We start from the raw sequence: 14113 nt of genomic DNA on the forward strand, positions 1-14113 counted from the left end.
ACCTTCTTACCCCCCCATCGAAGAGATCAAGTGTTGGAGCGGACCCTTGTAGCGAGCGTTGGTTGCAGCTGCCTCTGCCATAATGACATCGTAATACTTAAGCGTCCCCATCCCTTCATGATTACGGTAAGCGGTGAGTGACTGATTCAGCATCACAGGTGCATACCCGTTCAGAATCGCGCGGTACCATAAATCATAGTCATGTGTATAGGGAAGTGATTCATCAAAAAGCCCAATCGCTCCAAATACCTCTCGTTTGAACATCACCGTGCAGCCATTAATAGGGTTCCCCTGTAAAAAACAACGTAAATAATCGAGGTGACTAGGAAACAATAACGATGCGTTCATCTGAACTAGTTGAGATTGACCGTTAATAAAATTGAAGTTGGTATAAGAGATGAACAGGTTGTTCTGCTCCATGAACAGCACCTGATTATTGATTTTGTCTCGGTAGAATAAGTCATCTGAGCTGAGCCAAGCCACATAGTCTCCGCTTGCATGCAAAATGCCGTGATTCAGTGCGGAGGCAGTCCCTCCGTTACTTTTTCCCAAATAATGAATTCGTGGAAAATACGGTCTGATCAAATCTGTATGAACAGTCGAGCCATCATCGACGACGATGATCTCGTATGGCTCCCAAGACTGTGAAAGCACACTTTGCAAAGCATGCTCTATATAAGGGCAGTTATAAAAAGGAATCACTACCGATACTTTCGGTCTCATAACATCCGTCCTTCCCAGTTCACGCGGCAATAGTCCAAAATATCTGTTAAGGACTGACCAAACTCAATTCCCGGCTTCCAGCCCAGTGAAGATACATTGTCTTCAGGTGTTGCAAAGGCATCTGAAGTTATTAGTTTATCCCCCGCCACTCCGTTAACCGGAATAGAGAGAGCAGCTTGTGCTGGTCCCCAGTCCATCGAAATTGAAGCACTGGAGCGGCTTATCAGTTGCTCCGCAATATCCCCAAGTTGCCGTTGTGTCCCTGAGTCGATTTGATAAATGGTTCCATTAGTACCTTCACGCAATATAAAGTCATAAGCTCTTACAGCATCGCGTACATCCAAAAAATCACGTAATGCATAGCGAGATGATAGTTTAAAGGGAGGGATTTCTTCGCCTACATGTACTTCACTACGAACAATATGCTGTGCCAATAAAGAGCAGAAACCAGTAGAAGGACCGGGACCGATTAGGTTGCAGGGCTCAGCCAGCAGAACGGGCTGTTTAAACAGCGTCCCCCAAGCCAGAGACACCAGTTCTTCTATTGTTTTGCTTAGGCTATATGGGTGTGGGGGTCCTGCCACCACACCCGGTTTGAATTTAAGTCGCGAGCCTACTACAAGAATTCGACTGGTAGGTAGACTTCGCATGGCTTCTAGCAAATATAACGTTGCCATCACATTCGTCTCCATAAAGAGCAAAGGGTTACGCCAAGACTCGGGCACCGAGTTGTTTCCTGCCAAATGAAGGACAGCCTCCGGTGCAGTTTCCTTGATCATCTCAGCTACAGCCTTCCGATTGCTTAAATCACAGTAATAAACCTTCACTCCTTCTGGAAACAAAGCGGAAGGAAGGGCACCCGCTGTGGATGGCGGACGCACCACAGCGGTAACCTCAGCGCCTCCTGCCAAGAACAAATGAACAGCATGTCGACCGGTGAATCCGGCAGCCCCGGTAATCAGTAGTTTTTGACCTTTCATGGGGACATCTCTGACTGTTTCATCCAGTCAGCCAGTTCTTGCAGCATCAATGGGTACGAAGGCAACGGCAAATCAACATCCGTTCTTGTATTCACTAATGTTCGATCTTGAACATGTTCATCCTCAGGGATGATTTCCACATCCTCTTTATGAAAAGCAGCCTGAATATGCTGAAGCAGCTCATACTTACTTACCGGCTTCGGATGTGCTAAATGGATCAGCCCCGATACCGTGGAATCCAGCAGCGTATCCATTGCCTTAGCTAATTGGAGTGTAGTGACTCCGTTCCACATCACCCGGCGGTATCCTGACACTTGACCACGCTGTGCCAGAAACCAATCCATCAAACCAATGCCGTCTGGGCGGATTTCCGGACCAATAATCGAAGTCCGGATCGTAAGATGCCCAGGTTGCCGCACCTCGCCAAGACTTTTCGAAATCGCATAGGCAGAGGTTCCATCAGGAACATCCTCTTCTGTGTACCCCCCGCGTGTTCCTTCAAACACGCAGTCGGTACTGATATGAATAAGTCTTGCATGAACAGCTTCCGCCATCCGCCACAAGTGGTGAGGAAGAAAGCCATTCACGTGGTAAGCCCCTATTTTGTCACGTTCTGCGAATTGATTGAGTACCCCCATCGCGTTAATGATGCAATGAGGGGAGACGATATCGACCAGCTTCTCTACTCCGGCTATATCGTTCGCATCTACATACAGCCCGCCAAGATCGCTCTTATCCCGGGTTGTATGGAAGACGTGATGCTTGCCCTGGCGGCGGAAATAATCCGCCAGCATATGCCCCGCCATACCGTTTCCACCAAGGATAAGCAGCTTCATTGCAGGAAACCTCCTCGAATCAAGATGCTTTTGATCTCTTCCTGATCCATTAGATTCGTCTCGGAGCTGAAACTATTAAAAGAGACATGAGGATAAGCGCTATAATGTGCCTTTAACTCTGGCATGTTCAGCGTAGGGAGAATCACTAGATACTGTTCATCGTAGACAACGGTTGTTAAGCTTTCGAAATCGCTCATTAGAATCTCGTGTATTTTCTCCCCCGGACGAATTCCGGTCTCGATAATACTTACATTCGGCTCTCCAGAGGCCTCGATTAACACCTCAGCCAGGTCGATAATCCGGCAAGTAGGCATCGTCATGACAAAGATTTCTCCACCTAAGCTAACCTCAGAAGCTTTAAATAACAACGTAATCGCATCGCGTAGTGTGAAAAAGAAGCGGGTCATTTTCATATCGGTAATACGTACCTGTCCCTTGTCCTTGATCTGCTTCATGAACAAATGTACGACGCTGCCGTTCGTTCCGAGCACATTACCTCCACGTACGGTTACAAAACGGGTGTTTGAGCCAATTAGATTGGCATAGACGAACAATTTTTCCCCAATCGCTTTGGTCATTCCATAGAAGTTCGACGGGTTTGCAGCCTTATCCGTTGAGATGTAAATGGCCTTCTCGACGCCATTCACAATGGCTGCTTCGATTACATTCTGAGTGCCAACAACATTGGTTTTGAGCGCTTCATACGGCTGATCCTCACAGACCGGAACATGTTTGAGCGCCGCCAAATGGAAGATATAATCAACGCCACGGCACGCGGCGACCAGCGCATCCTTGTCACGGATATCGCCAATGATAAAGCTGAGTCGTTGATCCTCGAACTCCCGGCTCATCGCCACCTGAGCGGACTCACTGCGGGAGAATACGATGATTTCCTTAGGATTTTGCGGCAGAAGTTGCCTAATCAGCTCATGCCCCCAGGAACCGGTGCCGCCTGTGACCACAATCCGTTTATTATTGAACATGCAGGTTCCCTCCAAGCAAAAATTTAACTACCTTTACCGAAACATCCGGAGTCAAGTAACCTTCCGGAGCCTCCCAATCGGGGCGGAGCGCCGCCATCAGCTTGACGCTACGTAGAATACTTTTCTGGTCAACACCTGACACCACGTTACTTCCGCAATCTACCGTTTCGGGACGCTCTGTTGTTCTGCGAATCGTAACGGTTGGTACTTTCATCAAGCAGCATTCCTCCTGTACGGTCCCACTGTCGGTGATGGCACACAAGGCGTGCTGTTCCAAATAAACAAAATCAAAAAATCCGAAGGGCTCATGAAATTCAACGAGAGGGTTCATTGGAAGAGAAAATTGCTCAGTTAGTTTGGAGCGAGTGCGAGGATGAATGCTGCATATTAAACGAATTCCAAAATGCTCAGCCACTGCGTTAAGACCTGACATTATTTGTACAAGGGACTCTGAATCATCTACATTCTCTGCACGATGTGCTGTTACAAGGAAATACTGCCCTGAGGTAAGATTCAGCTGCTCCAGAATGCTGCTAGCCTGGATTTTCGATTCAAAATGAGTCATGACCTCATGAATCGGATTTCCTGTTAACACAATACGTCTGCTTGGGAAGCCTTCGCTGATTAGGTGTCTTTTGCTCTGTTGTGTATATGGCATATTAATGGTCGAAACGGCATCTATGACACGGCGGTTTTTCTCTTCGGGCACTTTTAGGTCATAGCAACGGTTGCCTGCCTCCATATGCACCACCGGAATACCCATCCGTTCGGCCAAAATCGCGCATAACGCGCTATTCGTATCCCCCAGAAGCAAGACACGGTCTGGCTGTTCTTTCTGTAAAATGCTCTCTAGCCCTCCGAACATGGCGGCAAGCTGGCCGCCGAGTCCTGCTTGCTTATCCTGCAGCACATAATCCGGCGCCCGCAGTCCCAGCTCTGCAAAGAAAATGCCGCTGAGACTGGCGGTGAAGTTCTGGCCGGTATGCACCAGGATGTGCCGCTCAGCATGTTCGTCGAGAAGCGGAATGATAACACTGAGGCGGATGATTTCAGGCCTCGTGCCTAAAATCGTCATGATCTTCATGAGTTCACTCCCCTGCCTGTTTGATGATGGTCTGACTTGGCTCAGTCGGGTGGACTGAGACTGCTAGAAGCGCGGGTTGGGCTTTTAGCAGGATTGGTAGAATAGCAGATTGAGACAATCTGGGGGATTTATACCCTTCTTTTTGCTCGTTTAGCCGAATTCGCGACAATCTGGGGCATTTATACCCCTCTTTTCGCTCTTTTAGCCGGATTCGCGACAATCTGGGGCATTTATACCCCTCTTTTTGCACGTTTAGCCGAATTCGCGACAATTTGGGGCATTTATACCCTTCTTTTCGCTCTTTTAGCCGAATTCGCGGCAATCTGGGGGATTTATACCCTTCTTTTCGCTCTTTTAGCCGAATTCGCGGCAATCTGGGGGATTTATACCCCTCTTTTTGCACGTTTAGCCGAATTCGCGGCAATCTGGGGCATTTATACCCCTCTTTTTGCTCAGTTGGCCAAATTGGAGGCAATCTAGAGCGTAAAATGCCTCGCCATTCGCTCAGCTTGCCACCTTCGCGGCAAGCGAGGCACTTACGCAGCGCGCCGCCGCCCACCCCGGCGGGCCCGGCGGCGCTTGCCCCCGGCGGTGCTTCGCCGCCGGGCAGAACCCTTACGCCGCTTGCGAGCAGCGCGGCGTAAAACCAACGGGCGCCCGCTTCGCCGGCGCGCCCGGGCTTTGCCGCGTCGCTTGCGGGCGACGCGGCTCGGCAGGCCCTTGCTTCGCGGCAAAGCCGGCGACGCAGCGGGCAATTCAGGCAGGACAGCGGGTGGTTCCACCACGCTGTCAGCCTCGCGCACCGGCGGTGCGCTGCAATAGCGGAGGCTCCACATCTCCGCAAGACCCTGTAGGCGGCTCCGATAAGCCGCCGGACCATAAACGGCGTCGACTCGCTCCCGCGCTTGGGCGCCTATGGTTATCGCCAGTCCCGGCTGCGCCAGCATAACGTTGACTCTTTCGGCCAGCGCGGAAATGTCCGACGCGGGCACGAGATTATCGCCGCAGCCTGCTGAGTGCAGGATTTCCCGCAAGCCCCCGGAGTCGTAAGCGACCACGGGCTTTCCAAAAGCCATTCCTTCCAAAGCGGTCATTCCGAAGCCTTCGCGGATCAGGCTGGGAACAACCAGCACATCCATAGCGCAATAAGCAGATGGAAGGCATTCAGCATAACCAACAAATTTAAATCGGGTAAACAGACCCTCGAGCTTTACCTTGCGGACACAGCGATCATAGTAGCTTTTGTCACCAGCTGAACCTATGACAACAAATTTCGCACTAGGATGGACCGCGTACACAAGCACAGCCATTTTCACAAAATGTTCCAATCCTTTTTCCTTATTAATAAAGGAAGAAATATAACCGACCAGCTGTTCCTGCGGTTTAATCTTTAGCTCTCGCCGTCGTTCGCCCCGAAGCTTGCTCCAAGCCTCAATCATCATCTCTTTGTCATTCCAAGAAGGGGGAAGCTGAATCACTTTCTCCGCTCTTACTTCCTCTGGAAAGCAAGCTGCTGCCGTTTGTGAAATAGCCAGAATCTCATCACTATTCCGATGAATCAGCCCTACACTAATGGGTGTATATTCATTGTCTGTTATCGTCTCTGATATTTTCCATACCACCGGAATGCCCAGTGACTTGGCAGCCATTGCTGGCAAAGCATGGACACAGGTACTTGTAATAATAAACGCCGGGCGCAGAGAGGTCAGCCAGTCTGTTAACTCGTGGTACTCCCTGCTTTCCTGGAATTTACGAGCATCTGCCTCGAGCCCTGCATAAGGAGTGTACATTCCATATAAAAGAGGAATCGAGAGCAACTGTACACTTATTCCGAAGCTTCGAGCCTGAGCAGTCAGCTTGCCGTCCTGTGGTGCAACGAGAATACAATTAAAGTACGGAGAAAGCTCCTGAGCGAAAAACAACAACAGCTTCTCCGCTCCGGTAATACTGCGTGTATTAGATACATGTGAAAAGAGGACGATTGTAGCTTTATCAGCCATGGCGTTTCGGCGCTCCCTAACGAGGGCCTGGAGCAGCCATTCACCTCCCTTAAAGTTTTACGAAGCGTTGCTCAAGTTTCTTACTTCGCAGTAAAACTCGCTTCGAAAGCATCCGCTTTGTTTTACGAAGCGTTGCTCAAGTTTCTTACTCCGTAGTAAAACTCGCTTCGGAAGCATCCGCTTAGTTTTACGAAGCGTTGCTCAAGTTTCTTACTTCGCAATAAAACTCGCTTCGGAAGCATTCGCTTAGCCCGAGCCTCGCCCTCTCAGCCCATAACCCACCTTTGCCTCCGTTCAGCTATACAAGCCGCTCCATCAGCTTCTTTTCATCAGGTTACAGGCATACGCTGAGGTCCGGTTCTACAGTATATCGAGGAAAAACAGATGCCGGCACGACACCTGTCCCCTGCTAAGCGCACATTTCCATATCCAGTTTGGGCCAAAGTCTAGCCGTAGATTACTGTTAGCATCTGGTGAATACGTTTTGCGTAAGTGTGATCCTTGAGCGTCCGTTCAAAAGCACGCAGCGCGATTGCCCGGCGTTCCTCCTCATGGGTTAAGTAATAACGGATCTTATCCATCATTTCCTGAGGACTCGCAAAGGTCACAATTTCTTCATCCGGTTTGTAGAAAGATCCCATATCATCTCTAGCATCTACTAATTGCAACGTGCCCGTTGCTGCAATTTCAAAGGTACGTGGATTAGGAGAAACGGCAGGAATCGAAAGCGTATTGTTATTAACCACTTCATCAATGTGCGAGCGGTGGAGGTTAATGACGATTTTGGAGCCGCTGTAAGCTACTGACGTCTCTTGTGGGGACATCCATTTGCCAATTTCAATACGGTCACCGTAGAGCGGAGCCTCAGGCAGACGATCCCACCAGATTCCGTTAATCACTGTGTTATAGTTCATTAAATCAGGAAGAATCTCACGGAAGAAGTTCACCCGGTTCCAATAGGCGGAGCCAATAAAGCTAACTTCCCGATTCACTGACGAACGTGTTGTAGTAGGACGGTAATGCTCCAGGTGAGCAGCAAAAGGAAGATAATGGACCTCAGGGCAACCAAGTCCCCGATAGAAATCAATACAATTACGTTCAAGTGTGAATACAAAATCGTAGTGAGCCACAATCTTGACCGTAAAGTCAGTGTAATAAGGATCATCAGTAAGCCAAATAGCTGTCCGAATGCCACTAGTGCGTAGAGCATCGATCTGCTCAAGAGGTAAATCCATACCGTCTAGCACCAATACCAGATCCGGTCTTTGCGCTGCAGCCAGCTCTACTAGATTTTGACGCACATCCGTAATTGTGACTTGAGCTGTTAATTTTTGTAGCGCGCAAAGAACCGCATCATCTAAAGGAGAGTAAGGGTAGCCTTTGCCAGAAGCGACATACATGACATGAATATTCCGCACAGGAAATACTTCTTCAGATCGACCATTCAGGATCGCAAGGCGCCCCCGTAAATAGCCCTCATCATACCCCCCCTTAAAACCACTCAGACGACCACGCAGCTTTTCTTCCTCCGGAGGTGTAAGAGGTAATGGGGGGGTAGGCATAATAAATTCATTATTGTTCATAATCCTCGCTCCTTTATCCCGTTATAGATTTCATACACGTGAAGCAATTACATTCAGCAAATGAGGCAAACGCGCAGTGAATGTATGGTTTCGCATGGTAGTCCGTAATCCCCGTAAAGCATAGATTCGCCGCTCTTTTTCATGCTTCAAATAGTACTCAATCTTCTGCTGCAGTTCCTTAGCCGAGCCAAAAGTATCCAGATCATAACCAGGCCGATAATAATTTCCCAAATCCTCACGAACATCCGTAAGCTGCATAGTACCGCAGGCGCTGATCTCATAGGTGCGCGGATTAATGGAGCGTGAAGGAAGGCGGTAGCTATTCCGGTTATCCTGACCCTCTTCCCACGGGCGGTGAATATTAATGACTATTTTTGCGCCACTGTAGTAGTTGGCTGTCTCCTCAGGCGGGATAAAGCCATTGCTGATAAAAGGTGTAAGTTGATCATAGGTTGCGAGGCGTTCCCAGAACCCCCCAGCGATAAGCACTTTTTTCCCCTTAAGATAAGGTGCCAGTTGGTCGAACAGCTCTGTCCGATTACGAAATGCATTACCAATAAATACAATGTCATACTGATATTGCGGGCCGGTACGCCGTGGGTAGAACATCTTTGGATTGACACACAGTGGCAAATAATGAACCGATGACACCCCAAGGGATTGATAAAACTCTACGCAACCCAGCTCATGTGTAAATACGTGATCATAATGCTTGCAAATGACTGAAGTGTCCTCTGTAAAATAAGGATCATCCACAAACCAAATGGCGGTTGGGATGCCTAGCTTTCTTATCTCCGAAATCTGTTCTAAATGATTTTCCGGGAATACATGAAGCCCATTCATCACTAGCACTGCCCCAGGCATTTCCCGTGCCGCGGTTTCCAGCATCGTTTCAGGAGTACTTATTACAAGCTCACTTACAAGCTGCTGCAGCGCCTCCGTTACGCCAGTGTCGATCGCCTGAAATCCTTGAGGAACATACATTAACTTAAATGGTCGGCAAGCTTCGACCCCTGGAGTATTCAGACGCTGCACAGCCTCACACATGCCAAGACGATATCCTTCGTGATAACCGTCGCGATATTCTCGCGGATGCTTGTGTTTTTTTCTCTTTCTCGCTTTCACGGCCTTCACCCTGCCCCGTCGTATTCTCAAGACAGTATAACTATATGCGGAGTCAGCACTCGCCTCATGGACATCTGTCTTTACTAGAACTAAATTGGCAGATGTCCCCTGTCTTTTGCCCGGCTTGCCCGAACCTTAGAAGATTTCATCCACTTACAGGATGCTGGTATACTATAAGAGGTTGTTCAAAAAGTCCGCTTTTGATCACGAAGTAGCCCAAGAAGCTTACTCGACATCGAGTATTGAATTCAGGCGAAACTTCCGGTGCTCACGTAGCTTCCACTACGCTCCGCTCCTCAGTTTCTACCTTCTTTCAATCTTCTCGGTGCTGAAAACCGTACTTTTAGAACACACACTATAAAGGTCTAGCTTGAGACTTACATCTCGTCATATCTGAGCGGAAATGATTATTTATGGCATTCACAAGGGGGACACTATGAATAACACCACGTTGTACTTGCGCCATGCAGAACTGCTTCGTGATCAGGTTCCATCATTCCAAGCCTATCCATTTCATCTGCCAGCCGTAAGAACACTGGATCGGCTTATTTTTCAAAAGCCAGTAACCTTTCTTGTCGGGGAGAATGGCACAGGGAAATCTACATTGCTAGAGGGAATTGCTGCTGCGTGGGGCTTTAACCCTGAAGGTGGAACACTTAACTTCTCTTTTAACACTCGTTCCTCACATTCGAGTCTCTATGAGTATTTTAGAATTGCTAGAGGGGTTAGACGTCCGAAGGACGGCTTTTTTCTACGCGCGGAGAGCTATTATAATGTGGCTTCCTACATTGATGAATTAGATGAACAGCCTAGTTTTGGTCCACCAATCAAGAACTCCTATGGAGGCAAGTCTCTGCACGAGCAGTCTCACGGAGAGTCTTTTTTCGCAGCGTTCGTTCATCGTTTCGGAGGACGTGGTCTTTATATTCTCGATGAACCTGAAGCCGCTCTATCTCCTCTACGGCAAATGTCTCTGCTGGTGCGTATGCATGAGCTAGTGCAACAGGATTCACAGTTTATTATCGCGACCCATTCTCCCATTCTAATGTCCTATCCGGGAGCTGAGATTTTTCTTCTAGAAGGTGAGGGCATAAGGTCTGTCGCCTTGGAGGAAACAGAGCACTACACCGTGACCAAAGCATTTATGAATGACCGCCAGGGTATGCTGCGTGAGCTATTAGAGGATGAACAAGCATAAACACCTTCGACGTCCCTATAAGGACGGTAAGCATTTAAGCGAGAAGTATAAGGATAATTTACAACATAGAACATATAAATTCTTATATTTTAATAAAAACAGCAAGTCTCCATAATCGGAAACTTGCTGTTTGATTTGTTCCATAAATTAACGTCTTACAATTCCCACTACCTTGTGTACAACCCATCCGAACATGACTACAACCATCATATCGAAGCACACATTAAACAAGAATAAATGCTTACCAATGTCAGCCCTTCCGTCCCCAAGAATCGGAACCAGGAAGGAGAAAATCCCTATCAGTCCCAATAACATCAGCAGTTCACCAGCAACTCTTCCCCGAACATCCCGACTACGGAAATATTGGAACACCGCCCCGGAAAAATACACCAGATAGAATATAGTGAGAAATCCGAGCGTATGCGGAATATGCTTGTTCTTGAATTCGCTCCATCCGCTGTAAGTGTACGATAATGCACCTGCTGGCTTATTTTCACTCTTCTCATAGTTCCCTAGATAATAAGGACGAATCGCCATACTGTTACTAGCAGCATATTCCATATTATCTATTAACCGTCCTGGATGTTTTAAGTAGAAGAACAATACATCCTTATGGGATACCCGGTCGTAGAAATCCGGTACCAGCGAAGGATCATCCTGTTTGATCACTGTATCGGTCTGAAAATAATTCGTGCCCGCAAGTACCTCCAACCGCTCCGGCAATCCGAGATCCTGCAAATCTCCCTTCACATCTGGTGATTCGTTTAATATCCCAAAAAACACAGTCTGATACAGGTTAATATGCTTCAGCTCTTTTGGCGCCGTCACGTACATAACGATGGATACCAGAAATATCGCAATCGAAAAGCGCAAGGCCAGCTTTCTCCATTTTCGCTCACCATCAAGCGTCATAAACCGCAGGAAGATCAATGCAAAGGCAATCCCAATCGGCGCATTCTGAATTTTGGAGGTGACCAGAAACAGTATCGCAATAAAAAATAAGGTTAACCCCTTAGTCGTAGGCTTTTCTTGGCTAGTGAGTCTTAACCCCAGTGCAAAGGTCAACAGCATAAACACCATCGATACCGGTTCTCCAAACAAGGAGTTAAAGTATGCCAAATACCCAATATCATAGAATACAAACAAAATAGCTGCACCTAGCAGCAGCCCCGTAACATAAGAGCCGCGAGCATTGTACTTCACCAGCAGCCAGGTCGCCACCAGTAAAAGAAGACCGTAAACTGCACCGAGCAATCTAACATCAAAAAAGCTGCCATGGATGAGCCCGCCGATCAACCTCGGTACAAGCACAATCAAAATCTGTGAAGAAGGATAGAAGCCCCTAAACAAATTCTCATACGCAAAACGAGAATGGCTAAAATTAAAAAACTGGTCGGTATACGATGCTGCAGTATCATAGTAGTTCAGACCGATGGTATTCATCATACGCAGGAAATCTCCATTATCAGCAACCCCAATAAAAGGTCCTACGAATAGCAGATAAATAATGAGACCGCAGCCGGCAAGGCTTACGAGATACTCCGGTTTCCAGAACTTTTTCATGATTCCCCCTATCTCTGTGGTAACAGCTTCACATATTCGTCGGACAAATTCATTAGCTTCAATACATACTCATAATCGCTCTGATATTTCGAGAAGTCCGTTACCGGCTTGAGCGTATCCAGCGACACAGCTTCACCATCTACAAATCCTTTTCCAGGGACATAGAGAATGTCATCATTAAAGAAGGAGCCGGAAGGCAAATAATACCTCATCCCTAACACATTACGATCAATGTTGAGCAGGTCATGACCAAAGGCTGTATAACCTTCTTGTTGTAGTGAAACACCCATTAAATTAGCTATCGTAGGAAGGATATCTAGTTGTCCTCCCGTACGCTCTACTACCTTCCCTTGCTCCATTCCCGGCACACGCACAATGAGTGGAATATTAAAGCGACTGATCCGGGAATCATATGGAACACCAAGTGCACTTTCCACTTGCTCTGGCGGAACGTCCTGAGGCTGCAGACCAAAGTGGTCGCCATACATGACCAGAACAGTGTTATCCCACAATCCATTTTCTTTCAAACCTTCTATTAAAGTACCTATGGCATAATCAGTATAGTTTATAGCAGTTAAATAATCACCAAGCATCGTATCCTTCAAATTATCAGGCACAGTGATTTTCTTAAAGGAATCTGGGATTTTGAAAGGATGATGACTGGATGCTGTCACCATCTGTGCGTAGAAGGGAGTTCCCTTCTTCTTCAGCTCTGTCAATTTCTCGACACCCGTAATATACAGTTGTTCATCGGAAGCACCAAACGCATTAAAATGATCATTCGTAAAATAATCTTTGTCATAATAACCATTAAACCCAAGCGCCGGATATAGCTCATTCCGATTCCAAAACCCTACTTTATTCACATGGAAGGTGTATGCCTCATACCCTTTATCTCTTAGCAGTCGTGGTAAGCTTGGCAATTCTCTGTCCCCGAATCCGGTAGACATGGCCAAAGTACCAATCGGATAAATAGACGTATTGCTCATGAATTCAGCGTCAGATGTATTCCCTGGACCAATCTGCTGGTAAACATGAGGAAAATAAAAGCCCTCATCCGCTAACTTATTCATGACTGGCGTCAATTCTTGACCATCCAGGGATTGATGTAGTGGGAAATTCTGAAAAGCTTCTAATTGTAGCACAATTACATTTTTACCCTTTTGTGAGCCAAAATAATCAGGAGTCGTACCCGCCGGCTTGTCACTATAAGGATAGGAAGATTGCAGGGCGTCAACCTTCGCAATCGTATCCTTAATATCACCCGTTCCAATGAGATTGTTATCTTCATTAATCTTAATCGCAGCAACGACTTCATAATTTAGAAATCCGGCTGTTTCCGCCTGTACAAGCTCATTTGTAATCCCACGTGCAGAGTGGACAGAATATGCCGATAAAGAAAAGCCTCCAATAATGGATACCAGAATCACCACCACATGCACGAATCCTGTCTTCCGGGAACTAAAGCGTTCACGCGGGTAGGTCTTTCCTTGTTTCCATCTGCGAATCAAACCATAGATAGCGAAGATGACAAAATCCACGAAGAATAAGTAATCAATACTCTTTATGGTAGATTCTACGCTTGCCTTCACTTGAAATACCTGATTGATTTCAGATAAGGCCAGGTAGGTTGGAACAGAACCAAAGTGATTAAAATATACAGCGGCTGCGAACAGAAACAGCGATAAAAAGCCGTTAAATATCCAATAGACGGTTGTTCTCACCCTAGATGGCGTAATCACCGTTAAAATCCCCATAATAAAAAGGACTGGCGCTACATCCGCTGCAATCCATTCCCAAGCAATTCTATCAAAGAACAACACTCTCAGAAACAACAGCTTTAACCATAACAATATAACAACGATAAAAAAATGGGCGCGATCCGGCCCTTGCTTTTTCACTTTTAATCCCCTCTTACATGTTCATTTGTTCGAAATATCAAATCTATTCTAGTAATTTGTAAAATATCAGGTTGTTCTAGTATAACAATACTTACTTTTTTTATCAAAATGGTAGAATTATCTTCCATCAAAAAAGA

Annotated in this window: 11 protein-coding genes; 1 reads left to right on the plus strand and 10 read right to left on the minus strand. The window is 47.0% G+C overall.

Features of this window, described 5'->3' with window-relative positions; genetic code table 11:
• Positions 1 to 6: 6 nt before the first annotated feature.
• The 8 genes from MKY99_RS25105 to MKY99_RS25140 form a co-directional block, all read right to left on the minus strand.
• The gene (locus tag MKY99_RS25105; RefSeq protein ID WP_076285979.1) at positions 7 to 723 is read right to left on the minus strand and encodes a glycosyltransferase; all 717 of its coding nucleotides are present in this window, start codon (positions 721 to 723) and stop codon (positions 7 to 9) included.
• On the minus strand, positions 720 to 1703 hold the full coding sequence (locus MKY99_RS25110) for an NAD-dependent epimerase/dehydratase family protein (RefSeq protein ID WP_339266959.1): 984 nt from the start codon (positions 1701 to 1703) through the stop codon (positions 720 to 722). The genes MKY99_RS25105 and MKY99_RS25110 overlap by 4 nt, the downstream gene beginning before the upstream one ends.
• The gene (locus tag MKY99_RS25115; RefSeq protein ID WP_339266961.1) at positions 1700 to 2539 is read right to left on the minus strand and encodes an SDR family oxidoreductase; all 840 of its coding nucleotides are present in this window, start codon (positions 2537 to 2539) and stop codon (positions 1700 to 1702) included. The genes MKY99_RS25110 and MKY99_RS25115 overlap by 4 nt, the downstream gene beginning before the upstream one ends.
• A complete protein-coding gene (locus MKY99_RS25120) occupies positions 2536 to 3522 on the minus strand; it encodes a polysaccharide biosynthesis protein (protein WP_076285977.1) in 987 nt (328 codons plus the stop codon). Before MKY99_RS25120 ends, MKY99_RS25115 begins: the two co-directional genes overlap by 4 nt.
• Complete coding sequence (gene wecB, locus MKY99_RS25125; RefSeq protein ID WP_339266963.1) at positions 3512 to 4606, minus strand: UDP-N-acetylglucosamine 2-epimerase (non-hydrolyzing); 1095 nt, start codon at positions 4604 to 4606, stop codon at positions 3512 to 3514. Before wecB ends, MKY99_RS25120 begins: the two co-directional genes overlap by 11 nt.
• 536 nt (positions 4607 to 5142) lie before the next feature.
• Positions 5143 to 6606 carry a glycosyltransferase family 4 protein gene (locus tag MKY99_RS25130; RefSeq protein WP_339266965.1) on the minus strand — a complete coding sequence of 488 codons (1464 nt, stop codon included), beginning with the start codon at positions 6604 to 6606 and terminating at the stop codon, positions 5143 to 5145.
• Between the two features lie 446 nt (positions 6607 to 7052).
• A complete protein-coding gene (locus MKY99_RS25135; RefSeq protein WP_042194464.1) occupies positions 7053 to 8168 on the minus strand; it encodes a glycosyltransferase in 1116 nt (371 codons plus the stop codon).
• 51 nt (positions 8169 to 8219) lie between these two features.
• Positions 8220 to 9314, minus strand: a complete 1095-nt coding sequence (locus tag MKY99_RS25140; protein WP_339266967.1) for a DUF3880 domain-containing protein — start codon at positions 9312 to 9314, stop codon at positions 8220 to 8222.
• Between the two features lie 436 nt (positions 9315 to 9750).
• On the opposite strand from MKY99_RS25140, the gene MKY99_RS25145 reads away from it, so the two are divergent.
• Positions 9751 to 10512 (plus strand): AAA family ATPase, encoded by a 762-nt coding sequence (locus MKY99_RS25145; protein WP_076285973.1) that lies wholly within the window; start codon positions 9751 to 9753, stop codon positions 10510 to 10512.
• A gap of 147 nt (positions 10513 to 10659) precedes the next feature.
• Here the strand turns inward: MKY99_RS25145 and MKY99_RS25150 are convergent, their stop codons facing one another.
• Both MKY99_RS25150 and MKY99_RS25155 read right to left on the minus strand, forming a co-directional pair.
• On the minus strand, positions 10660 to 12075 hold the full coding sequence (locus MKY99_RS25150; protein ID WP_339266969.1) for a hypothetical protein: 1416 nt from the start codon (positions 12073 to 12075) through the stop codon (positions 10660 to 10662).
• Between the two features lie 8 nt (positions 12076 to 12083).
• Positions 12084 to 13976, minus strand: a complete 1893-nt coding sequence (locus tag MKY99_RS25155) for an LTA synthase family protein (RefSeq protein ID WP_339266971.1) — start codon at positions 13974 to 13976, stop codon at positions 12084 to 12086.
• Between the last annotated feature and the right edge of the window lie 137 nt (positions 13977 to 14113).

Origin of the sequence: Paenibacillus sp. FSL R5-0470 (genome assembly GCF_037975205.1) — a bacterium.
Classification (GTDB): Bacteria; Bacillota; Bacilli; order Paenibacillales; family Paenibacillaceae; genus Paenibacillus_AQ.